This window comes from Polynucleobacter sp. HIN7, from assembly GCF_030297595.1.
GTDB lineage: Bacteria > Pseudomonadota > Gammaproteobacteria > Burkholderiales > Burkholderiaceae > Polynucleobacter.
Genome location: NZ_AP028138.1, coordinates 796,706 through 818,345 on the forward strand (window position 1 = coordinate 796,706; position 21,640 = coordinate 818,345).

The 21,640-nt window shown below is 48.8% G+C and carries 29 protein-coding genes; 17 read left to right on the forward strand and 12 right to left on the reverse strand.

Features of this window, described 5'->3' with window-relative positions; genetic code table 11:
- Positions 1–10: 10 nt before the first annotated feature.
- On the reverse strand, positions 11–424 hold the full coding sequence (locus tag QUE64_RS04220) for a gamma-glutamylcyclotransferase family protein (protein ID WP_353506775.1): 414 nt from the start codon (positions 422–424) through the stop codon (positions 11–13).
- A gap of 80 nt (positions 425–504) precedes the next feature.
- Here QUE64_RS04220 and QUE64_RS04225 point away from each other — a divergent pair, with 80 nt between their 5' ends.
- Entirely contained in the window at positions 505–933 is a 429-nt protein-coding gene (locus tag QUE64_RS04225; protein ID WP_286224592.1) for a CBS domain-containing protein, read from the forward strand.
- On the opposite strand, the gene QUE64_RS04230 is transcribed toward QUE64_RS04225, so the two are convergent.
- Positions 930–1,307 carry a carboxymuconolactone decarboxylase family protein gene (locus QUE64_RS04230; RefSeq protein WP_108508318.1) on the reverse strand — a complete coding sequence of 126 codons (378 nt, stop codon included), beginning with the start codon at positions 1,305–1,307 and terminating at the stop codon, positions 930–932. The genes QUE64_RS04225 and QUE64_RS04230 overlap by 4 nt on opposite strands.
- 45 nt (positions 1,308–1,352) lie before the next feature.
- Between QUE64_RS04230 and QUE64_RS04235 the strand changes: the two genes are divergently transcribed.
- The 7 genes from QUE64_RS04235 (at position 1,353) to QUE64_RS04265 (ending at position 5,398) form a co-directional block, all read left to right on the forward strand.
- Positions 1,353–1,619 carry a hypothetical protein gene (locus tag QUE64_RS04235; RefSeq protein ID WP_286226043.1) on the forward strand — a complete coding sequence of 89 codons (267 nt, stop codon included), beginning with the start codon at positions 1,353–1,355 and terminating at the stop codon, positions 1,617–1,619.
- Between the two features lie 22 nt (positions 1,620–1,641).
- Positions 1,642–2,286 carry an LON peptidase substrate-binding domain-containing protein gene (locus QUE64_RS04240; protein WP_286226044.1) on the forward strand — a complete coding sequence of 215 codons (645 nt, stop codon included), beginning with the start codon at positions 1,642–1,644 and terminating at the stop codon, positions 2,284–2,286.
- A gap of 2 nt (positions 2,287–2,288) precedes the next feature.
- On the forward strand, positions 2,289–2,741 hold the full coding sequence (locus tag QUE64_RS04245) for a Smr/MutS family protein (RefSeq protein ID WP_286226045.1): 453 nt from the start codon (positions 2,289–2,291) through the stop codon (positions 2,739–2,741).
- A gap of 5 nt (positions 2,742–2,746) precedes the next feature.
- On the forward strand, positions 2,747–3,763 hold the full coding sequence (locus tag QUE64_RS04250) for a DUF6352 family protein (RefSeq protein WP_286226046.1): 1,017 nt from the start codon (positions 2,747–2,749) through the stop codon (positions 3,761–3,763).
- 79 nt (positions 3,764–3,842) lie between these two features.
- Complete coding sequence (locus QUE64_RS04255; protein WP_286224598.1) at positions 3,843–4,019, forward strand: hypothetical protein; 177 nt, start codon at positions 3,843–3,845, stop codon at positions 4,017–4,019.
- Positions 4,020–4,676: a DsbA family oxidoreductase gene (locus QUE64_RS04260; RefSeq protein ID WP_286226047.1), complete on the forward strand. Its 657-nt coding sequence runs from the start codon at positions 4,020–4,022 to the stop codon at positions 4,674–4,676.
- A gap of 53 nt (positions 4,677–4,729) precedes the next feature.
- Positions 4,730–5,398, forward strand: coding sequence for an RraA family protein (locus tag QUE64_RS04265; RefSeq protein ID WP_286226048.1), 669 nt, complete (start codon positions 4,730–4,732; stop codon positions 5,396–5,398).
- Here the strand turns inward: QUE64_RS04265 and QUE64_RS04270 are convergent, their stop codons facing one another.
- Positions 5,399–5,917: an adenine phosphoribosyltransferase gene (locus QUE64_RS04270; RefSeq protein WP_286226049.1), complete on the reverse strand. Its 519-nt coding sequence runs from the start codon at positions 5,915–5,917 to the stop codon at positions 5,399–5,401.
- A 17-nt stretch (positions 5,918–5,934) separates the two neighbouring features.
- Here QUE64_RS04270 and QUE64_RS04275 point away from each other — a divergent pair, with 17 nt between their 5' ends.
- From QUE64_RS04275 to QUE64_RS04285, 3 genes are read left to right on the forward strand one after another with little or no spacing between them, the layout of a single operon-like run.
- Complete coding sequence (locus QUE64_RS04275; protein ID WP_286226050.1) at positions 5,935–6,501, forward strand: 5'-methylthioadenosine/S-adenosylhomocysteine nucleosidase family protein; 567 nt, start codon at positions 5,935–5,937, stop codon at positions 6,499–6,501.
- Positions 6,502–6,509: 8 nt separating this feature from the next.
- A complete protein-coding gene (locus tag QUE64_RS04280) occupies positions 6,510–6,962 on the forward strand; it encodes a cupin domain-containing protein (RefSeq protein WP_286224603.1) in 453 nt (150 codons plus the stop codon).
- 8 nt (positions 6,963–6,970) lie between these two features.
- On the forward strand, positions 6,971–7,663 hold the full coding sequence (locus QUE64_RS04285; RefSeq protein ID WP_286226052.1) for a fumarylacetoacetate hydrolase family protein: 693 nt from the start codon (positions 6,971–6,973) through the stop codon (positions 7,661–7,663).
- A gap of 4 nt (positions 7,664–7,667) precedes the next feature.
- On the opposite strand, the gene QUE64_RS04290 is transcribed toward QUE64_RS04285, so the two are convergent.
- From QUE64_RS04290 to QUE64_RS04300, 3 genes are read right to left on the reverse strand one after another with little or no spacing between them, the layout of a single operon-like run.
- Complete coding sequence (locus QUE64_RS04290) at positions 7,668–8,051, reverse strand: DUF2237 family protein (RefSeq protein ID WP_286224605.1); 384 nt, start codon at positions 8,049–8,051, stop codon at positions 7,668–7,670.
- A gap of 9 nt (positions 8,052–8,060) precedes the next feature.
- Positions 8,061–8,846 (reverse strand): enoyl-CoA hydratase/isomerase family protein, encoded by a 786-nt coding sequence (locus QUE64_RS04295; RefSeq protein WP_286226055.1) that lies wholly within the window; start codon positions 8,844–8,846, stop codon positions 8,061–8,063.
- Positions 8,843–10,069, reverse strand: coding sequence for a CaiB/BaiF CoA transferase family protein (locus QUE64_RS04300; protein WP_286226056.1), 1,227 nt, complete (start codon positions 10,067–10,069; stop codon positions 8,843–8,845). The genes QUE64_RS04295 and QUE64_RS04300 overlap by 4 nt, the downstream gene beginning before the upstream one ends.
- Positions 10,070–10,135: 66 nt before the next feature.
- Between QUE64_RS04300 and QUE64_RS04305 the strand changes: the two genes are divergently transcribed.
- The 4 genes from QUE64_RS04305 to QUE64_RS04320 are packed head-to-tail and all read left to right on the forward strand — an operon-like array spanning position 10,136 to position 12,344.
- Entirely contained in the window at positions 10,136–10,288 is a 153-nt protein-coding gene (locus QUE64_RS04305; RefSeq protein WP_286226057.1) for a DUF5993 family protein, read from the forward strand.
- Entirely contained in the window at positions 10,285–10,848 is a 564-nt protein-coding gene (locus QUE64_RS04310; protein ID WP_286226058.1) for a disulfide bond formation protein B, read from the forward strand. The genes QUE64_RS04305 and QUE64_RS04310 overlap by 4 nt, the downstream gene beginning before the upstream one ends.
- A gap of 6 nt (positions 10,849–10,854) precedes the next feature.
- Positions 10,855–11,820 (forward strand): Bug family tripartite tricarboxylate transporter substrate binding protein, encoded by a 966-nt coding sequence (locus tag QUE64_RS04315; RefSeq protein ID WP_286226060.1) that lies wholly within the window; start codon positions 10,855–10,857, stop codon positions 11,818–11,820.
- A gap of 59 nt (positions 11,821–11,879) precedes the next feature.
- The gene (locus QUE64_RS04320) at positions 11,880–12,344 is read left to right on the forward strand and encodes a glycine zipper family protein (protein WP_286226061.1); all 465 of its coding nucleotides are present in this window, start codon (positions 11,880–11,882) and stop codon (positions 12,342–12,344) included.
- A gap of 12 nt (positions 12,345–12,356) precedes the next feature.
- Here QUE64_RS04320 and QUE64_RS04325 read toward each other — a convergent pair whose 3' ends face one another.
- A complete protein-coding gene (locus tag QUE64_RS04325; RefSeq protein WP_286226062.1) occupies positions 12,357–12,572 on the reverse strand; it encodes a hypothetical protein in 216 nt (71 codons plus the stop codon).
- A gap of 191 nt (positions 12,573–12,763) precedes the next feature.
- On the opposite strand from QUE64_RS04325, the gene QUE64_RS04330 reads away from it, so the two are divergent.
- On the forward strand, positions 12,764–13,093 hold the full coding sequence (locus QUE64_RS04330; protein WP_286224613.1) for a winged helix DNA-binding protein: 330 nt from the start codon (positions 12,764–12,766) through the stop codon (positions 13,091–13,093).
- A gap of 2 nt (positions 13,094–13,095) precedes the next feature.
- On the opposite strand, the gene QUE64_RS04335 is transcribed toward QUE64_RS04330, so the two are convergent.
- The 5 genes from QUE64_RS04335 to trxA all read right to left on the reverse strand — a co-directional run bounded on the left by QUE64_RS04335 (position 13,096) and on the right by trxA (position 18,660).
- Entirely contained in the window at positions 13,096–14,487 is a 1,392-nt protein-coding gene (locus tag QUE64_RS04335; RefSeq protein ID WP_286226063.1) for an MATE family efflux transporter, read from the reverse strand.
- 8 nt (positions 14,488–14,495) lie between these two features.
- Positions 14,496–16,214, reverse strand: coding sequence for an ArnT family glycosyltransferase (locus QUE64_RS04340; protein WP_286226064.1), 1,719 nt, complete (start codon positions 16,212–16,214; stop codon positions 14,496–14,498).
- 99 nt (positions 16,215–16,313) lie between these two features.
- Positions 16,314–16,676 carry a type B 50S ribosomal protein L31 gene (locus tag QUE64_RS04345; RefSeq protein WP_286224616.1) on the reverse strand — a complete coding sequence of 121 codons (363 nt, stop codon included), beginning with the start codon at positions 16,674–16,676 and terminating at the stop codon, positions 16,314–16,316.
- Positions 16,677–16,796: 120 nt separating this feature from the next.
- Positions 16,797–18,059 (reverse strand): transcription termination factor Rho, encoded by a 1,263-nt coding sequence (rho, locus tag QUE64_RS04350; protein WP_108508340.1) that lies wholly within the window; start codon positions 18,057–18,059, stop codon positions 16,797–16,799.
- Positions 18,060–18,333: 274 nt separating this feature from the next.
- Positions 18,334–18,660: a thioredoxin TrxA gene (gene trxA / locus QUE64_RS04355; protein WP_286224617.1), complete on the reverse strand. Its 327-nt coding sequence runs from the start codon at positions 18,658–18,660 to the stop codon at positions 18,334–18,336.
- Between the two features lie 122 nt (positions 18,661–18,782).
- On the opposite strand from trxA, the gene QUE64_RS04360 reads away from it, so the two are divergent.
- Positions 18,783–21,635, forward strand: coding sequence for a PD-(D/E)XK nuclease family protein (locus QUE64_RS04360; RefSeq protein ID WP_286226066.1), 2,853 nt, complete (start codon positions 18,783–18,785; stop codon positions 21,633–21,635).
- The last annotated feature ends 5 nt before the right edge of the window (positions 21,636–21,640 follow it).

Consider the following 21,640-nt stretch of genomic DNA (forward strand, 5'->3'; position numbering starts at 1 on the left):
GATTGCGTGATCAAGCCCTAAACCGCCCATCTTTAATGCTTTCTAAGCCCCGTGGATCAAGTTGATAGAGATAAACCCAAGCGATTTGCCATTCCGATGTTCCAATGAGATGGATGGAGCGCAATACGCGTTGATATTCATGGGGGCTTGGATCGTCGGGCGAACATTCTTCATACCGATCAACCACATCCAGTAATTGCATGTCGTTTAGGCGCCAGAGCTCTCCATAAACCCAAGATTCTGCAAACTGGTTTGACTCGCTGGGTCGATCTGTTGCGCCGGGATACCAGGATATTCGATAGAGTAGACCAGGCATCTGCGCAGCACCTACGCAATGGGCCCCCGCATGAAATTGCATGGCGTTGGGATGAGTAAAGGTGCTCATCAAGGTTCCATAAACAAATAGAAGATCGGAGCGCATCATTATTTACATGGAAACCCTAATAGGAGGAAGTAAAAAGCCTATTCACAATCAATCTTAATCGATCAAAAAGGTGCATCAAGATGAAAACCGTTAGTCAGTTGCTCGCAGAGAAACATCACCGAATCGAAACTATTGCTCCCAATGTACATGTGTTTGATGCCCTAAAACTCATGCTCGAGAAAGACATTGGCTCGCTGTTGGTAATTGAGTTTGGTAACCTAGTCGGCATTTTCACTGAGCGTGATTACGCCCGTAAATTAGTTCTACAGGGCAAAAGCTCACAAAATACTTTAGTGCGAGATGTCATGAGTACCAAACTAATTACAGTAAAACCAGCAGATACCCTGGACTACTGTATGCAACTCGTGACAGAAAAGCGCATTCGCCATCTCCCAGTATTGGATGGCGGCCGCTTGATTGGCATGCTATCGATTGGGGATTTGCTCAAAGCTGCACTCGCAGAACAAGCTGCTACGATTGCGCAACTTGAGGCGTATATTAATTCTTAAAGCCCCATTTCTTTAAAGACGTCTTTGGCGGTACGAAAGCTATCAATGGCTGCCGGAACGCCGCAATAGATTGCCGATTGTAAAAAGATCTCTGCAATCTCATCTTTGGTCAAGCCATTATTGATTGCCCCCTTAACATGCAATTTGAGTTCATGGGGTCGATTGAGTGCGGTGAGCATCGCTAAATTAACAATGCTGCGGGTTTTGCGATCAAGGCCAGGCCGATTCCAAATTTCATTCCAGCAGTATTCAGTTACTAACTCTTGGAGCGGTAAGTTGAACGAATCGGCATTGCGAATCGCTTGATCCACGTACTCGGCACCGAGTACCTCACGACGGGTTTTTAATCCTTTTTCAAAAGCATCACGATTCATGACTGTCTCCTTAGTAATTTACTAAACAGCAGTATAGTAATAGGCATGAATACTCGTTTGATTCCCGGAATTCTGATCATGGCAGTAGGCCTATCAGCCTGCGGAACCCCAGAAAGTGGCTTTCGGGTGGTTCAACGTTCTGACGGCATGATTGGTGTGCAGGCTGTGAAGGGAGCCAAAGAGATCGAGGCGCAAGAGCTGGCGACTAAAGAGTGTAAAAAGAATGGAAAATCCGTCGCCCGCATTTCAGAGGCCCGCACCACTCACAATGACAAATTTCCAATGGTTTATATTTATCAATGTCTGCGCTAGTCATACCTAGCGACCTAATCTAATGTCGATTCACACTCATACCCAAACCATTCCACTATTTCCACTGGGAACCACCTTATTCCCTGATGGAGTGATGCTGCTCAAAATCTTTGAAGTGCGCTACCTCGATATGGTCAAACAGTGTGTGCGCGAGGGTTCTGGCTTTGGTGTGGTTACCCTAAACAGTGGGGACGAGGTGCGTATGCCAGGTCAAGAGGTTGGATTTAATTCAGTAGGAACCTTTGCCCGGATTAAAGAATTTGATCCGGTACAACCTAGTCTCTTCATGATTCAATGCCAAGGGGAGCAGCGCTTTCGTGTGAAAACCAGTGAAACCAAACGCAATGGCTTAATTGTTGCCGAGGTTGATTTCATCGAAGAGGATGCTTTTATGGAGGTCCCAGAGGATCTCAAAATTGCCTCTACCGTATTGGGTAAAGTAATTCAGTCCTTTAAAGAGCAGGGCGCAGCCCTTGGGAAGGAGCTGCCCTTTAGTAAACCATATCGCTTTAACGAATGCGGCTGGGTCGCCAATCGCTGGTGCGAGCTCTTGCAATTAAGTCCTGGCCAGAAGCAATTTTTCTTAGAACAAGAGAGTCCTCGTCTTCGGTTGGATCTGATTCATGAACTACTAGAAGAGATGGGCGTCTATAAAGCCGTTAAGTAAGCATGAGCTATTCCTACGAATGCTCGGTTTGTGGGAACGCCCGTCCCGTCACTGGCGAATGCCCATTTTGTAATACACCAATTGCACCGCTTGCACACTCCGATACTGACGTCATTAACCTTGAGCTGGATAGCCCTTCGAGCGATGAAGCCCTTGATCAACTAACGCATTACATTCGGGCTGCCAGTGAGGCTCACATTCGGGCTTTGGTTGTAATTCATGGTTATGGCTCGAGTGGGAAGGGTGGCAATATCCGCAAAAAGGTTCGTGAGGCTTTGGAACATAATTATTTTGCGGATCGTGTGAGCGAGTATTATCACGGTGAGGATCTTCGGCATCAATCGGACTTATATCGTGACGTAATTAAGCGCCGACCTGGTTTAAAGAAGCACTTCAAATTGTTTAAAGAGGGTAATGCTGGAATGACCTTATTAATGATGCACTCACAGCCCTAAGAGCAATGCCAAACTATTGGTCCACCAGCGGTTTTGATACATTGAAAGTGAATGCGGATCACCATCTGGTGGTGACCGATGACTTTCTGAGAACCTATCTTGCTCGCCCGGAGCTGAGTCTCATTCCACAGTCGTGCGCTCATGAACGAGCGGTCCATGAGCGTCTATTGAATTCACCACGCGAAGAAATTAGCCAAGCTGAGATCCAGCAAATCGCCGATCACGATGTGCAGGTTAACTATGAAATTTGGTTTCGCTACCGAGCTAAATTATTAGCCGCAAGCTCCCTTGAGCACTTTTACATGAGTCTGTTTCAGGGGAAGGGAGTCGATGTCCCACCTTTATTTGTGAGTCAGCTCACTCAAATTTTCCTTCGGCATATATTGGGTGAGAACCCAGACCCTTACGAACTAAGGATGGCAGAGTTCTTCTTTCGCACCCAAAAGGTCAGCATTCTGGAGGGTGGTGTTTTAATGGCAGCAGACCATGAAACGATTGAGCGAAATGCACAGGCTTCTGACTTTGGCAATATTGTTGATCTGTTGAAGAATCAATCACTGGCTGCTCGTACGATCGACTTGGATGTATTGCATCCCGATAATGCCAAGTCCTATTGGGGTCGCGATGAGTTTTATGATTTTGCAGTCCAGCTCAATTTCGATCAGCCTGCATTACCTGCCTTGGCGCGTCTTCTAGAAAAATGGATCAAGCATTTTTTAGGGATCGATACAGCGATTACCCCATTGAAGGAGATCGCCGACTCCAAATGGGTTTGGCATGTTGGCTTAGATGCTGCAGCGACTGAGATTCTGAATGGTTTGTACCAAGAGCAGAGTCTTGATGAAAGTGTTCTTAACCGCTTAATTTGCCTCTTTAAGCTCGAATTCAAGGACCTGAGCCCAGTGCTTAGCCAGGTTCGAGGCAAACCCGTGTATTTGGGTCTGGCAATGAACGATCAGTCTCAGATTAAGCTCAAGCCCCAGAACCTCTTATTTAATCTTCCCTTAAGCCCTGTTTCGTAAGCACTTTTTTCTATTCCGTCTGTTGCAGCGCAATAGAATTTAGGGTATACTATTAGGTATAAACCCTTAGGAGAAGAAAATGACTACAACGACTATCAAACCCACTTTGGCTGCCGGTTCAATTGGAGCTAGCGCCGGATCAAATTCTGGTATCTTGGCAACAATCCTTAAAACCTTGCGCATGCTTGGCAAGGCCTGGGAAGAGTCCAGAGTGGAATATAAAAAACGTGCCATCTTAGGTGGCGGTTGGGAATAATTGAAACCTGTCCGTATTGACTTTGTATCCGATATCGCCTGTCCTTGGTGTGCCGTTGGCTTAGCATCCCTAGAACAGGCGTTAAAAGAAGTCGGAAGTGAAGTCAGTACGGAAATTCAGTTTCAACCCTTTGAATTAAACCCTCATATGCCCCCAGGCGGGCAAGATGTCTTTGAGCATCTCACCGAGAAGTACGGCACGACCATTACTCAGGTCAAGGCCAATCAAGAGAAAATCTATCAGCGTGCTGCTGAACTAGGATTTCCATTTCATCCCGAAGGTCGCAAGCGGGTCTACAACACCTTCAATGCCCATCGTCTATTACATTGGGCCATGGTGGAATTTGATCTCGATGCCCAGCATCGTCTCAAAAAAGAGCTTCTCAAGAGTTACTTCACCTTAGCAGTTGATATGGATCAGCACGAACAGCTGCTAGAAGCAGTTGAGCGTGCTCAATTACCAGCCGGGCGCGCTCGAGAAGTTCTCGCCTCTGATGAGTTCGCAAAGGATGTGAAAGACCAAGAGCAAAAATACCATCAGCTTGGCGTGCACTCGGTACCCTCGATCATTCTGAACAATCAATTCATTATTCAGGGTGCACAATCCCCAGAGCTCTTTGCGGAAGCTCTGCGTGATTGCGCCAATGGCGTGATCTAAATCCCAGCACTTCTAATGAATACAATGACGGTATTCATTTTGGAGGGTAGCTCATGATTCACGGAATTCAAATCAACCCACGGCACGAACCTACCGAATTAGGCATTCATGCGCTGCGTGGTATGCCATCCACCGTGATAAGCGATATGTTGGGACGCACCCTGGTTGCCAAGGGTATTCTGCCGATTCATCGCGCGCCAATGTCGGTCTGCGGTAATGCCTTCACCATTAAAGTTCATACAGCAGATAACCTCATGGTTCACAAAGCATTACAAATGGTGCGCCCAGGGGATGTGATGGTGATTGATGCCGAGGGCGATACCGGTTGCGCGGTGATTGGTGAGATCTTGACGCGCGTTGCTAAAAGTCGCGGCGTCGTCGGTATCGTTGTCGATGGTGCAGTGCGCGATGTCGATGCGCTCGAGGAGTTAGCCTTCCCATGCTGGGCACGTGGTATTAGTTTGCGTGGCCCCTTAAAGGATGGACCAGGCGCAATTAATATACCCGTCTCCATCGGCGGGATGATTGTCAACCCTGGAGACATTATCTTGGGTGATCGCGACGGCGTGATTGCTGTTCCTCCAACTCTTGCTGCAGAAGCAGCCCGTCTTGGCCAAGAAAAGATCAAGCAAGAACAAGAGATTCTCAAAACAATCGAAGCCGGAACTTATGCGGCACCATGGGTTGATGAGCTACTCATCAAAAAAGGGGTGAAGCTTTAATTACAAAGCGATCACGCAGCGATTGGCAATCCCCGCTTGGCTTAAAACCTGAGAACCATTCAAACCAGCAATCTCAAGAACGCAAACCGCTGCAGCAACTTGCGCTCCGGTTTTCTGAACAAGACGCGCAGCTGCGGCGATAGTGCCGCCAGTCGCTAAAACGTCATCAACGATCAGCACCGAAGCCCCGGGCTGCAAAATATGTTTACTGATCTCAAGAGTATCTGATCCGTACTCTAAGCCATAGGATTCTTGATGGATATCGGGCGGTAATTTGTTGGGCTTGCGGACCATCACGAACCCTTTATGAAGATGAGTGGCAAGTGCCGAGGCAAAAATAAAGCCCCGGGACTCAATCCCCAAAATATAGTCAAAGGAGTACTCAGTGCTATGCTTACCTAGCGATTGAACGGTATAAGCAAAGGCATCTGCATTGGCGAGTAGGGGAGCAATGTCCCGAAATACGATCCCAGGCTTCGGAAAGTCCAAAATGCCGGGCAAGTAGTCTTCAAGCTTCATCCGTTTAGAATCCAATCATGACTATCGAACACCCCATCTTACTAGTAGTTGCTCTTAAGAATGAACTTGAGGCAATTACCATTCCAAAAAACATTGCAGTGGCATACACCGGAATCGGCAAAATCAATGCGGCTACGGTTACTCAAAGTGCGATTATTCATTATCAACCCAGATTGATCATTAACTTTGGAACTGCCGGAGGATTGAATCCCAAGCTCAGTGAGTTAGTAGCGATTGGACGTGTGATTCAGCGCGATATGAATGCGCAGCCCCTGGCACCTCGTGGCATCACCCCGTTTTGCACCAAACCCGCCGAATATCTATCTGAGTCGGGTAAATATACCTGTGGCACTGGAGATAGCTTCGTAACCAGCACGGACCCTTGGTTGATCGAGCAGAAGGTTGATGTGGTGGATATGGAGTTATTTGCGATTGCGGCAATCGCCCATCAGCACCAAATCCCTTGGCGCTCATATAAATTTATCAGTGATGCCGCCGATGATCAGGCAGGTGAGCAGTGGCACGAGAAAATAAACCATGGGGAAGAGCTATTCTTGGAAGAGCTCAAACAGTTACTATCTTGATCGGACCCATGCTCAATCGACCCATTCTCTTGCTAACTGCAGGACTATTTCTTCATGGAAATGGATGGGCAAACGAAGAAACCGCTAAGGTTTCCAAAACGATACGCGTCAAGCCAATTCCGATGGAAAGCGCAAAGACCATTATTGGTCAAGACTTTCGTTACCCCAGTGGAACGCCCCAGATTCAGGTCTTTGAGATTGAGATTCCTCCGGGTCAGCAAACCACATTGCATCGCCATGCCATACCACTCTTTGCCTATATCGCTAGCGGAGACCTAGAACTTGATTACGGCAGCAAGGGCAAAAAGATTATGCGATCTGGCACCTCGTTTGTGGAAGCCATCAACTGGTGCCACTTTGGTAAGCCCCTGGGTAATCAGTCCGTTAGAATCATTGCTGTTTATCTTGGACAAAAAAATCCAGACCTCGCGATTTCAGAAGACTGTACAAAACCCGATTAGGACGATTCATGAGCACATCATTTGTTATTCCAGCCCCAGTTACTCCATCTTTGCCCGTTGTGGGTGATAGCAAGCGCTTTCCCGTCAATCGCATCTACTGCGTTGGGCGCAATTACGCTGATCACGCCCGTGAGATGGGTCATGACCCCGACCGCGAGCCACCATTCTTTTTCATGAAGCCCGCGACCGCGGTTGTGACCGATGGTCATGACATGGCTTATCCGGCTTTATCCAAGGATGTTCACCACGAGTTAGAAATGGTTGTCGCTTTGGGTAAAGGTGGAGCGAACATTCCTGTAGACCAAGCCTTAGATCATGTGTGGGGCTATGGTTTGGGACTCGACATGACCCGTCGTGATTTGCAAGGCGAAGCCAAAAAAATGGGTCGTCCTTGGGATACTGGTAAAGCCTTTGATCAGTCCGCGCCATGCTCGGCCTTAGTACCTGTAAGTCAATGCGGACATTTATCCAAGGGTCGTATTTACCTGACGGTGAACGGTCAAGTGAAGCAAGACGGTGATCTTGCGATGATGATTTGGAATGTACCGGAGACGATTGCCTACTTGTCCACGCTCTTTACCCTAATGCCAGGCGATTTAATCTTCTCAGGAACCCCTGCAGGAGTTGCTGCGGTCAAACGCGGTGATGTATTGGAGGGCCATGTAGATGGCTTACCGACTCTCCAAACCAAAATTGTGTAAGGCTTTAGAGCTCAGACTGGTTCTCGAGCGCAAATAATTTGAGGGTATCAAAATCCACATGGTCAAGTGCATTGATGTGGGTACTCTCTAGTTTAAGGAGTGGTGCACAGCCATTCGCTAGAGCCTCTTGCCAGCGAGTAATGCACAAACACCATTGATCACCCGCTTTAAGCCCCGGAAAGTTCCACTCTGGTCTCGGGGTAATCAGATCATTGCCCCGCTGATGACTAAATTCCAGAAATTCATCGCTCATGATTGCGCATACCAAATGCAAGCCAACATCCTCGTCATTGGTCTTGCAGCAACCATCCCGAAAGAAGCCAGTGAGCGGATCAAACGAGCAGGGCACGAGTGGCTCACCAAAGACATTGCGCACAATCTCAGGCATTTGTTCTCCTTACTTCCCTTGCCAATTGGGAGGGCGACCACTTAAAAATGCCGTTACACCCTCTTTAAAGTCTGCGCTGCCGTACACCTCGGTAATTAAATCATCGCAATTCGGTAATGAATGTCCGATCACGCGCGCCATGATGAGTTTGGATGCCTTTTGAGTAATTGGTGCTAGAGCAGCTAATTGCTTTGCAAGATCCATACTCATCCGCTCAAGATCCTCTGATTCACCAGTTTGATAGACAAATCCCTGTGTCAAAAGCTCTTGCGCCGAGATTAACTCAGCAAGTAAAAGCATGCGTTTTGTGATAGCGACCCCAAGATGGGCCGTTAACCAGGCGATATTGCTCGGCGAGAGGGTATTGCCAAGTGTGCGTGCAATTGGTACTCCAAATTTTGCAGTTGGAGTCGCTATCCGAAAATCACACAAAGCCGCAATTGCTAAGCCACCGCCAACTGCGAGTCCATCAATAACTGCAATCGTTGGTATGGGTAGTTGTTGAAGAGGCCCCAAATAGTGATCAATCATGCGCTCATACTGAACCCCATCGGCACCACCTTGAAAGGATTGAAACTGGGCAATATCACTACCCGAGACAAAGGATTTACCACCAATCCCTCGCAAAATAGCGACTCGCACAGAAGGATTTTGTGCAAGCTCTAAACAAATCGTGCGCAATTGCTCATACATCGCCTGCGTCATCGCATTACGCGCTTGGGGATGATCAAAAAAGATATGTGCGATCGAGTCCTTAATCTCGCAATACACCCGAGCATTGATTGCATCACTCATGCAGCAAATGCACCCTGTGCGCGTAGTGATTCAATTTGATCCGAAGTAAATCCAGCCTGCTCTAAAACCTCTTGGGTATGCTCGCCCAATAGGGGAGGATGACGACGAATTTGCTGCGGGGTGCCTTGCATCTTGACCGCAAAGCCGATGTTCGGAACTTTGCCCTCCAGCGGATGATCAATCTCAATCTTCATTTGGCGATGCTTACCATGCTCGCTCTCAAAAGCCTGCGGATAATCTAAGATTGGCCCAGCCGGAATTCCCTCAGCTAACATCAGATCAATCCACTCACTTGCATCTTTATTAGCAAAGGATTTTTCAAGTTCAGTGATTAGTGCTTGGCGATGACCGAGTCGACCAGCAATCGTTTGGTAATCAGGGTTCTGTAACAGATCTGGTCGAGCCAAGATGTCACAGAGTTTTTGCCAAAGCTTGTTATTCGTGGCACCCATCACGAAGTAACCATCTTTTGCTTTCACAGCTTGATAAGGCGCGGTCATACGGTTGGCCGTACCCAGTGCAATAGGAGGTTGACCGGTGCCCCAGTACTCGGAGGTATCCCAAATCGAGAATGCCAGCGCTGAATCAAATAAGGAAGCGTCAATGTATTGACCCTGGCCCGTGTTCTTGGCGCCAATATACGCTGACAGAGCCGCATAGACCGCAAAGAGTGCGCAGCCAATATCAGCAACGGGAACACCGGCTTTGACGGGTTTGCCATCGCCATGGCCGGTCACACTCATTACTCCGGACATCGCTTGAGCCATTAAATCAAAACCAGGACGCTCTGCCCATGGACCACTTTGGCCAAAACCCGAGATGCTGACGTATACCAGTGCGGGATTGATGATGCGCATTGCCTCGTAACCAACACCCAGCCGTTTCATGACGCCCGGGCGATAGTTCTCCACCAAAATATCAGCGTCCTTGGCCAACTCAAACAAAATCTCTTTGCCAGCATCGGACTTCAGATTAATCGCAATGCTGCGTTTATTGCGATTCATGTTCAAAAAGCCCATGCTATCGGGGCCTTTCATCTTAAAACCCATGGCACCACGGGTTTGGTCACCTGAGCCTGGTGGCTCGACCTTGATGACATCGGCGCCCATATCGGCGAGCAACATACAGCAGTAGGGGCCCGCCATGACTTGACTCACATCAAGAACCTTAACACCGGCGAGGGGTAGAGGACGATTAGTTTGGGATGTAGAGGAATTCATCATGGCATTCTAAACACAAAACCATTTTTTGTTTGTGCACATCCGTCTATTAAAATAATGAGTATGTATATGTTTTTACCTTTTGTGATTGCATTACTAGCCGCCATCTTCATTTGGTTTGAGAAGCGCGTACTTGGATTGCTGTTTGCATTCGCTAGCGCTGTGATCACGGTCGCATGGTTCTTGCATCATGCCTCCGACAAACTCAATATTAGTCTATGAGTAAGCTAACCTTACCATCGCTTAGTGGCCTGGGGAACATTGTTCTCTTACTGGTCATTAATTTGGTGCTTACTCTGGCATTTTTGGATCAATTCATCAATCATGATTTGCCATGCCCACTATGCATTCTGCAGCGCATGGGCTTTATCTTAATTGGACTGATGTTCTTGCTCAATATCCGTTCAGGTGCGCAGCCTGCGCATTACGGATTTGCCATTCTGTTTGCGATCTTGGGGTTGTCAGTCTCCCTGCGCCAAATACTTCTGCATGTTGCCCCTGATGATCTGGGTTATGGCGACACCTTCTTTCGTCTGCATTTTTACACCTGGGCCTTTGTTGGATTTGTCTCCTTGATGATTAGTATTGCAATTCTGTTAATCATTCCGGATCGTGGCACCCGCAGCCGCCATTGGTTTGCGCAGTTTATCTGTTTGTGGTTCATCCTTTTGTTAGTGGGTAATGTAATCTCGACCTTATCCATTTGCGGTTTAGGTGCTTGCGCAGACAACCCATTGCACTATGACGGTATTACGCAGCTGCGCCAGTGGCTCACGAAGTAAGTTGCTTTGAAACGACTCTTTATCATCGGCGCACTTGTATTTGGGCTATGTTCTGCAGCGCAAGCGGAACGCATCTGGCCACGCGATACCATTCGTATCGTGGTGAGTTTTCCTCCAGGCGGTGCACCCGATACCTTGGCACGCGTTCTGGCAGAGGATTGGCAAAAAACCTTGAACGTAGCAATCGTTGTCGAAAACCGTCCTGGACACGGCGGTAATATTGGAGCCGATCAGGTAGCTAAGAGTGCGCCCGACGGCTATACCTTGCTGATTGGTACCGTAGGGATTCATGCGATTAATGGCGCCCTTTATGAAAAACTCTCTTACGATCCCGTTGCTGATTTCACCCCAATTAGTTTCTTGGCGAGCACCCCAAACGTACTAATTGTGAGTAAGCAACTTGGCGTGCAGTCACTCAAGGACCTAATTGCTCTAGCCAAAGCAAAACCGAATGAACTGACTTTTGGATCATCGGGAACGGGTACATCGATTCATATGTCAGGAGAGCTCTTTAAAGAAATGGCGGGCGTGCAGATTCGGCATATTCCGTATAAGGGTAGAGCGCAATCCTTGCCCGATCTGGTAAGCGGCCGCATTTCCATGCTCTTTGATAATTTAGCGTCTGCATTACCCCTAATTAAAGCCAATGAAGTGGTAGCGTTGGGAGTTACCACACTCAAGCGCTCTCCATCAGCCCCAGAGATCCCGACCCTCGCCGAGCAAGGACTCAAAGGGTTTGAAGCGATATCCTGGTTCTCTCTGATGGGCCCAGCCAAGTTGCCTCGCGATATTCAGATGCGGTTGAATCAATTGACCCAGCAAACCCTATCCAAGCCTGAGGTAAGAACCAGGCTGATGAGCGGTGGACTCGAGCCAAATCCAGCTAGCCCTGAGGATCTAGCCCGTTATATCCAACTGGAATCCAATAAATGGCGCAAAATTGTCCAGCAATCCGGAGCAAAGGCAGAATGATGTCTGCCAAACCCACTCCAGAAGCGTTAAATAGATAGAAAGATCAACCGGAGCACTCCATGCGACTTCAGGCCCTTAAAACAATTCTCATAAGTAGTATTAGTATCACCGTACTCACTGCCTGCGTATCCGCACCCACTGGCCCCACGATTACCATCATGCCGCGCGAAGGAAAATCCTTTGAAGAATTTAAAAGGGATGATGAGGAGTGCAGAGCCTTCGCATCTCAGTCCGTCAAGGAAGGCAATACCGCAGCCCTAAAGGAGGGGGCCATTAGTGCGGCCACAGGTGCCGCCATTGGTGCTGCAGCCGGAGCCCTGTATCAAGGCGGAAGCAGTACGAATGTTGGAACTGGTGCAGCCATTGGTATGGTTGGTGGCGCTGCAGTCGGGGCCATGGGCGCTGCCAGTAAAGAATCGCAGGCCCAAACGCAATACAACACCGCGTATCAACAGTGCATGTATACCAAGGGCAATCAAGTACCCGGTTTTAAACCAATTGGTGAGTTTAAAAAGATTCAGTAGTAAGAAGATTGCTCAACTAAGAATCTGGACAATGCGCTCGCTTCCATCTGTATAAAGAAAGCGCAGCTCATATTGACCCACTATCTCGGCACTCTTTAACTCCTTATTACCCCAACTCAACGAAAGCTCTAAGCCCAGTTCCTTATCTTCAACAATGGCCAATTTGCTTTGGTGATCGATCGCTTTAATCGAAAAGTGTTCGGAGCGAGGAAATAATTTATCAAGCATATAATTTTATAAACCTCATAAGTTTATAGAAAATATATACATATTGGTGAATACGGATTTTCACCTCTTGACAACTAATGTCATGGGGGGGGGGATTGAAAGCTTTTTAGTAATTCGCTCAAAAGCGGTTAAACTATTATGAGGAAATAAAAAAGTCTTCCATTACAACGACTACTTGTGGGGACAAGAATATGGACGTCTTAGCCAATTACTTTGAGTTCGCAAGTAGTCGGGACAAAATACATGCCAAGTACAAGGTCACTCACCGCGAGTGCATTATCTTGCGCATGATCACCAGCGCCTTTCATGAGGGGCATAAGCTCACTGTGTCGGATGTGATTCAAATGAAGTCGATTGCTTCACCAGCAACATCGCATGCCGCCCTCAAATCTCTAATTGAAAAGAAACTAATTGAGAACAAATCCTGCACCAAGGATGCTCGCGTGAAGAAATTAGTTCCAACTGAGAAAGCCATCAAGCTCTACAAAGAGCTAGGCATGCTACTGGTCAAAACAAAATAAGCTTAGACCGTCACCGGTGGGTTGGTCTTTTTGTAGTGTGCCGCAGTCTTTCTAAAAATCCATAAAAGTAGTGCGGCGGCAATGGCCAGGCTCACACTATTGGCAATCCAAAATCCATTGACCCCCTGCAAAATCTGGGGTGTATTGCCCAGCACATTGAAGCCCAATAGGTAGCCGCCTCCAAGGCCCACACACCACAGTGACCCTGCATAAACCAACATGGGCAAAAACGAGATGCGATACGCGCGCAAGATAAATGCCGCAACCACTTGTACCGAGTCAACCAATTGATAGAAGCAAATAAACAAGAAGAGCGGCGCAGCTAATAATTTGACATCCGGTGTTGGGTCATAGAGATCAAGTAACTGGAACCGAAACACCCATACAAATAGACCGATCACAATGCATAGGCTACTGGTGAAGATCACCGATGACCAACCAATCTCTTCGGCGCGTTGCTGACGACCTGCGCCAATGGACTGCGAGACCAGGGTCATGGTTGCAATTGACAGTGCTAGCGGCACCATATAAATGACCGTACCGAGATTAGCAACGATTTGATGACCTGCAAGCGTGGTGGTGCCAAAGCGCGCAATGAACAAGGACATAAAGGTAAACGAGGTCACCTCAATAAAGTAACTCAGACCAATTGGCGCACCTAAGCGTAAAAGCGTCCAGATCCGATGCCAATCGGGCCAACTAAATTGCGCAAAGAGGTGAAACGGCTTATAAAACCGACCCGAGAGCACAATAATGAGGGTCGCAAAAAACCACAGCCAGTTAATGATCACCGTAGCAACTGCGCAACCGGGGCCACCCATCGCAGCAACACCAAAGCCACCATAAATAAACAAGGCATTGAGCGGAAACTTGAGACCCAAGCCCACCAATTGCACAATCGTAATAATCCCTGGCCTAGAAACTGCATTATGAAAGGACATCAAAACCCGCATGCCCATGCTGGCTGGTAAACCAAGGGCCAAGATCTCTAGATAGAGACGTGCTTTACTCTCGAGATCCTGCTCAACCTGTGAGATCCCAAGTAAAAGATCGGCATTCAAAAGGATTAATGTGCCGACCACGGTTAAGCCTACAGCAAGCCAACCCGCTTGACGAACCTCTTCGCCAATCTCGCTATACCGTTTGGCACCAAATAATTGCCCCGCAATTGGGGTGAGAGCGGCAATCACCCCTGTGAGTCCAACATAAATACTGATGTAGATCGCTGAGGCCATGGCCAGAGCTGCAAGATCCTCAGAGGAGTAGCGCGCCGTCATGGCGGTGTCTAACACACCAAAGGCAATCACCGCTAACTGGCCCACCAATAGTGGACCGGCTAATTTCAGGAGTTCAGGAACATCGTCTCGTAAGCGCGAGACCCGAAAAAATGTCATGCGTGGTCTTACTCGGGGATTACTTCATATAAGCGCAAACGCTCATCGCGATCAGCAGCACGTCGGTCTTCCCAAAGCAGTTTGAGCTTCTTGTCATGCAGTGCGGAGAATGCCGTTGCCGTGCTGGCATTGTGGGTTAGTACATAAGGGCAGGCAGGATTGTCGGCCAAGGGTAAGCGAGTGAAGTAACTGAATGATGCTAATTGTGCCGCTCCTAAATTACTTGTATCGATACAAGTAGCATTGGCTGGCGCAGCCTGTACTAGCCGCTCAGCAACAAAACGATAGGTCTTGGCGTAGTTGATGGTGGGTAACCACAGAGTCATGAGCAGCACCCACATGAGTGTCGTACCAGATGCCGAGATAATCAAGCAGCGCCAAATCACTTTGGGAGCACGTGAGGTACGCCACTGCACCACCCACAGCCAAAGACCGGTAATGCCAAGTGCAATGAGGAGGGTGACCCAACTAAATTGAACCTCAAAACCGGGAATATAACGTGCCACATTATCAGCAGTGCTTGCCGGAAAGCCCGTGGTCTTAGCAAGCCAAATCAGCCAAATGGCGATTGCAATAATCGTAAAGCTCAGCATTGCAAACCAGTCAATAAAACTAATGACACTGCGTCGCAAAATGGGAAGGCTAAAGGCAGCCAAGATGGCCATTGGTGGAATGAGGATGATTAAATCATGCTCATTCGCTTCCACCCGAAATAGCACATAGATAAGTCCAGCGAGTAACAAACCTAAGGGAATGCATAAATGGGGCGCGCGCCACGCGCCAGCATCCTCATGTCGCACCCAGTGCACGAGGGCGACTAAGGCCAGCGGCCAGACCGGCCATGCGTATGCCCAAAAGTTGACTCCCATAAACTGTAAGGAGCTCCATGCAATGTAGCGATGCATGGGCGGTGTTTGCGCCCAGGCTTGGAGTGCCGCTTCTTGTACTGCTGGAGAAACGGCAAAGACTTGCCATAAGAGTGGCCAAATACCAATCCCCACAATCGCAATGACCAGCGAACTCAGTGTCCACCGAAATCGTAGTTTTACCTGACAGAAGAAAACAGCCAGTGCGGTTGCTATCGCAATCAATGTAGTTAAAGCCCAGTTACTAGAGAGACCCAAAATGACTAATCCGAGGCCAGTCCATGCGCCACCTTGCCAAGGTTTATCAAGGCCACGGATAGTGCCATACATCACAATTGATAAACCCATGAGTTGCGCCATCATCGGCGTGGTCTCGTGAGTTCGCTGGGCCAGGCCCACACATGCCAAGAAAATGAGGAGCGCCCCATCGGCTAAGGTCATCCCGTAGTCGCGGGTATTGGGTTGGCCACCCAGCGCAAAACTCATGGGTTGTACTTCTTTGCGACGCCCTAAGAGATAACACGCATACCAAATGGCAATTGCGGTCACGAAGAAGCACAGTGCTGAGTAAAGACGTGCCGCATTGCTATCACCAATCCATGAGCCAAACAAATCCATCAAGCTCGCACCCAGCCAGTAGGGTAGTGGTGCCCCCATCGATTGCTCACGTCCAGCGAGAGAGGGGATTAGCCAATCCTGCCAAGAGCTGGTATGCAGATGCCACATCACACCAAACCCAATCGAGTCTTCGTTTTTCCAGGGATCCCGACCAAAGAGGCCAGCTAAGCCGTAGACGATTGTGAGGGCAAAGATCACAATCCGAGGAATGGATGCTGTGGCAGCGGCAGTCAGTTTGACCATACTAGTTCATCGTATCCCTGAATACTATCTTGATCCACATTCCCAGAAATAACAAAGGCAGCGTCTGCTGCCTTCGGTAACACAAACCACCTAAGGTGATTACTTCGCTTTCTTGCTAGCCACTTTCTTTGCAGCAGGCTCTGCTTTCTTCGCCTCAGCGGCAGCAGCACGCTTCTCAGCGGTCTTGGCAGCGCCATCACCGGTTGCCTTGGCAGCCGCTTTGCCACCAAACTTCTGACGGAACTTCTCAACACGACCAGCAGTGTCAATAATCTTCTGGGTACCTGTAAAGAAAGGATGCGACTCCGAGGAGGTCTCAATCTTTGCTAATGGATACTCTTGACCGTCTTCCCACTTAATCGTCTCTTTGGTGATGATGGTGGAGCGGGTTTTGAAGCTGAAGTTGTTGGAAACATCTAAAAAAACAACTTCGCGGTAATCAGGGTGAATGCCTTGTTTCATAATCAATATCCTTGGAACGGGTAGCCGTTGTGCGTCACGCGTGATCCCACAATACTTGCCCAGGGTTTAATACAGCAAAAGCGAGATTATGCCACAAAATCAACGCTTAAGCTCCAATGGCTAGCCGCCTCGGCGCATCAACTCAAAGAACTCGGCATTATTCTTTGTGGACTTGAGCTTGTCGACAATGAAGTTCATAGCCTCAATCTCATCCATATCGGCCAGAAGCTTACGTAAGACCCAGATTTTCTGGAGGTTTTCGGGCTTGACGAGGAGTTCCTCGCGTCGAGTGCCTGACTTATTGAGGTTAATAGCGGGGTAGACACGGCGCTCGGCTAAGCGACGCTCTAAATGGACTTCCATATTGCCAGTGCCCTTGAACTCTTCGTAAATCAAATCGTCCATGCGGCTACCGGTTTCAATCAGCGCGGTTGCCAAAATGGTGAGCGAGCCACCTTCTTCGATATTACGAGCAGCACCAAAGAAACGCTTAGGACGTTGCAAGGCGTTCGCATCAACACCACCAGAGAGCACTTTGCCTGAGGAGGGTACTACGGTATTGTACGCACGCGCTAAACGTGTAATCGAGTCCAACAAAATAATCACATCCTTTTTCATTTCCACCAGACGCTTGGCTTTCTCGATCACCATTTCAGCAACCTGAACGTGACGAACGGCTGGCTCATCAAAGGTGGAAGCAACTACTTCGCCGCGGACGGAGCGCTGCATCTCAGTCACTTCCTCAGGACGCTCATCGACCAAGAGAACAATCAAGATCGCATCGGGATAATTTTGAGAGATCGCATGAGCCACATGCTGCATCATCACGGTCTTACCAGACTTGGGGGATGCCACGATCAGGCCACGCTGACCAAAACCAATCGGCGAGATCATATCGATAATGCGACCGGTGAGATTCTCTTCGGCCTTGATATCGCGCTCAAGAGCGATATTGCGATTGGGGTGAAGCGGCGTGAGGTTCTCAAACATGATGCGATTTTTGAGGTCCTCAGGCGCCATGCCATTAATCTTGTCGACCTTCACTAAAGCAAAGTAACGCTCACCCTCTTTGGGGGTGCGCACTTCACCCTCGATACTGTCACCCGTGTGTAAGTTAAAACGACGGATCTGTGCAGGGGAGATATAAATATCATCGGGAGACGCCATATAAGACGACTCGGGGGAGCGCAAGAATCCAAAGCCATCGGGTAATACCTCTAAGACGCCATCGCCAAAAACTTGTTCGCCGGCCTTAGCCCGCTTCTTCAGAATGGCAAACATCAGCTCTTGTTTGCGCATCCGTTGGGTATTTTCAATCTCGAGGCTTGCTGCCATTTCGAGGAGTTGAGAGACGTGGAGTACTTTGAGTTCAGTTAATTGCATGATGTGTGCTTAGGATGAAACTAGAAAAGAAAAAAATAAGATAAAAGTGGAGGGTGCCGATCAGGCGAGAAAAACGATCAACGGAAAGAAGCGTTACGGTGAATTAGTCGTTTGAAATGGGATTAAATTTGAGGATGGCCTTAAAGAGACCTTTATTGAAACTAGATACTACACTAAAAAATGGCAAAACACGTAATTTTTGCCACCCATCTCAGTGGGGCTGGGTCTAGCTCGAATTGTGAGCCTGACCCCAGCCATACTAAAACCACTTCAATTACAGATTGCTATCAATGAATGCCGTGAGTTGCGACTTGGCGAGAGCGCCCACTTTTTGAGCAGCGACCGTGCCATTTTTAAACAAAATGAGTGTCGGGATTCCCCGAATATTGAACTGGGCTGGAACGCCTTGGTTCTCGTCCACGTTCATCTTGGCAATTTGGATGCGATCACCGTACTCAGTCGAGAGCTCTTCCAAAATGGGCCCAATCATCTTGCAAGGACCGCACCACTCGGCCCAAAAGTCGAGGAGAACGGGTTTATCAGACTTGAGAACATCCTGTTCAAACGATGCATCACTTACTTGTTTAATGCCGGCACTCATGAAAATTCCTTATGGTTTAAATGGATGGAATAACTCAGCAAACGGTCATTCCAAACCCTATATTATCAATAAGCCACGATTCATGCCAAAACTTGCTCCTGCCCCTAAGTGAACCCGTTGTTATGCAAACGTATTCGATCACTCCGAACCAAGATGCGTTAGCGCAAATCGCGAAGCAAATCTGGGCAATTGCAGCGGCAAGCGATGCGCGCCCCCTGGTCATTTTGCCCACAGCTGGACCCAATCTCAGTTTGCGCTTGGCGTTGGAGAGCAGTCGTCCCTCAAACACCATGCTATTACCCGAGGTACATAGTTTGGCTGATTGGCTTGCGCTGACTCCAGATGGATTGCGCCTACCACAGCCACAGTCGAACACGGAACGAGTCTTGCAAACCTATGCCTCGATTGAGACCTATCCCAATCTGCGCGAGTGGTTTACTGCCGAAGGAGAGGGGGGCGCTTGGAGCTTGGCCAATGCCATTGTTAGTGCCTGTGATCTGCTATCGCAAAGCGTCGTTCCGCAATTGGCCTGGAGCATCGATCATTTGGAGCTCGAACACGGGATTGAGCAGGTACAAATCAAGCTAAGCCAAGCAATAGCAGACGCCTATCCACAACTAGCCCAAGAGCTTGTAAGCAAAGAGTCCGCAGTTCTTTTGGCATTCTGGCGTTATCTCAGCTCCGTGCGTGATCCCGTCATCACCCAGCATCTCGCACTGGTATCCCATCTGCAGCAATGGCAAATCAACCCAAAGACACGTCGACCCTTGATTTGGATTGAGACCATCGAAGAGAATGACGCGCAAGCCCGCGCGCATCAGGCGTTTCTTGATCATTGTGAAGCGTTCATCCCGGTGCACCGATTTGTGATCGATTGGACTGAGGTTGGCCTATGGCCTGAGACCATGGAGTTTGATGCATCGCTCGACGGGCAACTGCAAATCAATCGGTCAGCGCTCAATCAAAAACACATTACCTGCCAAAGCGCAAAACGCTTTGAGGACCTTGCGTGGGAGGCAACGCATTGCATTGAAGGGCATCTGCAGGCAGGACGTACTCAAATTGCTCTCGTGGCACAAGACCGACTATTGGCACGCCGCACCCGCGCTTTACTGGCACGTCTTGGTCCTGGTTTATCCATCGACGACGAAACAGGTTGGAAACTCTCGACCACGCGCGCAGCCGCAGCGCTTCATGCTTGGCTTGAGTTATTGCGTTGTCCACCTCAAGGGCCGAGCGCGATCACCTTACTGGAGTTCCTCAAAAACCCATTTCTCAATCTCAGCGGCTTACTGAACGCTACGCCAGAGGAAATCGGATTACTCATTAGTGAACTCGAGAGCATGTTGTTGCTCAAGCAGGCGAGAGCTTCGTGGGTTAGTTTCTATTTAGCAATCGAAGCGGGAGCAAGCTCCGAGTTTGACCCACGCTTACATCACCTATTACAGTCCATTCGAGAGCGGGTAAGTATTTGGCAGAACCCCAAGATGCAAAATCTGCCGTCTGCGAGAGCCCTTGCACAACTGCGAGATGATTTGTCCTACTTTGGAATGCGTCAGCAATTTGAGGAAGATGCTGCTGGCTTACAGTTACTTGCCATGCTCGACAAACTGGGCTTAGAGCAAGCTCAACTTCCAACGCTACGAATGCCCCTGGCCGAATGGATTATCTTTTTAAAGACCCGAATGGAAGAAGAGGTGTACCGCGAGCAGGGCAGTGATGCATCGGCACGCGTGACCATCTTGCCACTTAGTGCAACTCGATTGCGCCGCTTTGATGCCGTGGTGATGGTTGGTTGCGATGAACGCCAACTGCCAAGTTATGGCGAGACCCCACTATTTTTCACGGAGAGTCTAAGTCAGACTCTCGGTGGTACCGATATTGCTCGGCAATATCGTCAACAGGCGCGGGATCTCTCACAACTCTTTGCCTCATATTCCTATATTGATCTGTTATGGCTAAGCGAGGGTGCTAGTGGTGAGCCCTTGCGCGCATCCCCTTGGATCGTACGCTTACAAGAAGATCTTCCGCAACTTGCAACCCGTGAATCTAGTCGTTTTGCACGATCGGCTGTAGGAACACCGATGACCATGGCGCAGGCAAATCGACTCGATGGACTACCCATGCCAACGCGCATGAGCCCGAGTGCGTATCGGGCACTGCGGGCTTGCCCGTATCAGTACTATGTGCGCAGTCTCTTAGGTCTTCGTAAACGCAAGGATCTTGATGACGAGCTCGATGCATCGGTGATTGGTCAAACCTTGCATCAGATACTGCGCAATTTTTTCCAGGAACTCAAAAGTACCGAGGCTCGCGACGCCCAGATCAACGATGATTTGCAGTTCCGTAAAGATTGGATGATCACGCGCCTGATGCGCGCTTCTGAACAAGGTTTTAGTCGCTTACTGGAGGGTGATCAGCGGGTCTTAGGGCATTTGCGGGATTGGCAAAAACAAATTCCCAGTTTTGTGGAATGGCAACTGGAACGTGAGTCACAGGGTTGGCGTTTTCATGATGCCGAACGCAAACTTAGCTTTGAGTTCAATTTCTTGGACAAGCATGGGCAATTCCATCAAATTCAGATTGAGGGCTACGCTGACCGGATTGATGTGAAGCCTAATACCGCATCACTCGCGATCCTGGACTATAAGCATCAGAGCCGTGAGAAGGTGTTGGAGCGTGGTACGCAACTCATGGATGACCCCCAGTTACTGCTATATGCCAAAGCTTTATCACCACAGGGTCCGATTGAGCAATTGGATTGGGTTTCTTTGAGGATGAACCTCAAGAAAAAAGGTACAGACCAGCGCGCAGTTGGCATTACAGAGATCCCGCTCGCGATGCAACAGCTTGATGCGCAGTTGCAAAATGATTTAAGGAGCGTGTGGTCTGGAGACGCCATGCAGGCCTTTGCACCCGAGAGTACCTGTCGCTATTGCGATGCCCGCGGTATTTGCCGCAAAGGGATGTGGTGAATCGT

Bases quoted from the DNA above. Each gene is read 5' to 3' on its own strand.
- QUE64_RS04220 (WP_353506775.1), bottom strand. From the start codon at position 424: ATGATGCGCTCCGATCTTCTATTTGTTTATGGAACCTTGATGAGCACC.
- QUE64_RS04225 (WP_286224592.1), top strand. From the start codon at position 505: ATGAAAACCGTTAGTCAGTTGCTCGCAGAGAAACATCACCGAATCGAA.
- QUE64_RS04230 (WP_108508318.1), bottom strand. From the start codon at position 1,307: ATGAATCGTGATGCTTTTGAAAAAGGATTAAAAACCCGTCGTGAGGTA.
- QUE64_RS04235 (WP_286226043.1), top strand. From the start codon at position 1,353: ATGAATACTCGTTTGATTCCCGGAATTCTGATCATGGCAGTAGGCCTA.
- QUE64_RS04240 (WP_286226044.1), top strand. From the start codon at position 1,642: ATGTCGATTCACACTCATACCCAAACCATTCCACTATTTCCACTGGGA.
- QUE64_RS04245 (WP_286226045.1), top strand. From the start codon at position 2,289: ATGAGCTATTCCTACGAATGCTCGGTTTGTGGGAACGCCCGTCCCGTC.
- QUE64_RS04250 (WP_286226046.1), top strand. From the start codon at position 2,747: ATGCCAAACTATTGGTCCACCAGCGGTTTTGATACATTGAAAGTGAAT.
- QUE64_RS04255 (WP_286224598.1), top strand. From the start codon at position 3,843: ATGACTACAACGACTATCAAACCCACTTTGGCTGCCGGTTCAATTGGA.
- QUE64_RS04265 (WP_286226048.1), top strand. From the start codon at position 4,730: ATGATTCACGGAATTCAAATCAACCCACGGCACGAACCTACCGAATTA.
- QUE64_RS04270 (WP_286226049.1), bottom strand. From the start codon at position 5,917: ATGAAGCTTGAAGACTACTTGCCCGGCATTTTGGACTTTCCGAAGCCT.
- QUE64_RS04275 (WP_286226050.1), top strand. From the start codon at position 5,935: ATGACTATCGAACACCCCATCTTACTAGTAGTTGCTCTTAAGAATGAA.
- QUE64_RS04280 (WP_286224603.1), top strand. From the start codon at position 6,510: ATGCTCAATCGACCCATTCTCTTGCTAACTGCAGGACTATTTCTTCAT.
- QUE64_RS04285 (WP_286226052.1), top strand. From the start codon at position 6,971: ATGAGCACATCATTTGTTATTCCAGCCCCAGTTACTCCATCTTTGCCC.
- QUE64_RS04290 (WP_286224605.1), bottom strand. From the start codon at position 8,051: ATGCCTGAGATTGTGCGCAATGTCTTTGGTGAGCCACTCGTGCCCTGC.
- QUE64_RS04295 (WP_286226055.1), bottom strand. From the start codon at position 8,846: ATGAGTGATGCAATCAATGCTCGGGTGTATTGCGAGATTAAGGACTCG.
- QUE64_RS04300 (WP_286226056.1), bottom strand. From the start codon at position 10,069: ATGATGAATTCCTCTACATCCCAAACTAATCGTCCTCTACCCCTCGCC.
- QUE64_RS04305 (WP_286226057.1), top strand. From the start codon at position 10,136: ATGTTTTTACCTTTTGTGATTGCATTACTAGCCGCCATCTTCATTTGG.
- QUE64_RS04310 (WP_286226058.1), top strand. From the start codon at position 10,285: ATGAGTAAGCTAACCTTACCATCGCTTAGTGGCCTGGGGAACATTGTT.
- QUE64_RS04320 (WP_286226061.1), top strand. From the start codon at position 11,880: ATGCGACTTCAGGCCCTTAAAACAATTCTCATAAGTAGTATTAGTATC.
- QUE64_RS04325 (WP_286226062.1), bottom strand. From the start codon at position 12,572: ATGCTTGATAAATTATTTCCTCGCTCCGAACACTTTTCGATTAAAGCG.
- QUE64_RS04330 (WP_286224613.1), top strand. From the start codon at position 12,764: ATGGACGTCTTAGCCAATTACTTTGAGTTCGCAAGTAGTCGGGACAAA.
- QUE64_RS04335 (WP_286226063.1), bottom strand. From the start codon at position 14,487: ATGACATTTTTTCGGGTCTCGCGCTTACGAGACGATGTTCCTGAACTC.
- QUE64_RS04340 (WP_286226064.1), bottom strand. From the start codon at position 16,214: ATGGTCAAACTGACTGCCGCTGCCACAGCATCCATTCCTCGGATTGTG.
- QUE64_RS04345 (WP_286224616.1), bottom strand. From the start codon at position 16,676: ATGAAACAAGGCATTCACCCTGATTACCGCGAAGTTGTTTTTTTAGAT.
- rho (WP_108508340.1), bottom strand. From the start codon at position 18,059: ATGCAATTAACTGAACTCAAAGTACTCCACGTCTCTCAACTCCTCGAA.
- trxA (WP_286224617.1), bottom strand. From the start codon at position 18,660: ATGAGTGCCGGCATTAAACAAGTAAGTGATGCATCGTTTGAACAGGAT.
- QUE64_RS04360 (WP_286226066.1), top strand. From the start codon at position 18,783: ATGCAAACGTATTCGATCACTCCGAACCAAGATGCGTTAGCGCAAATC.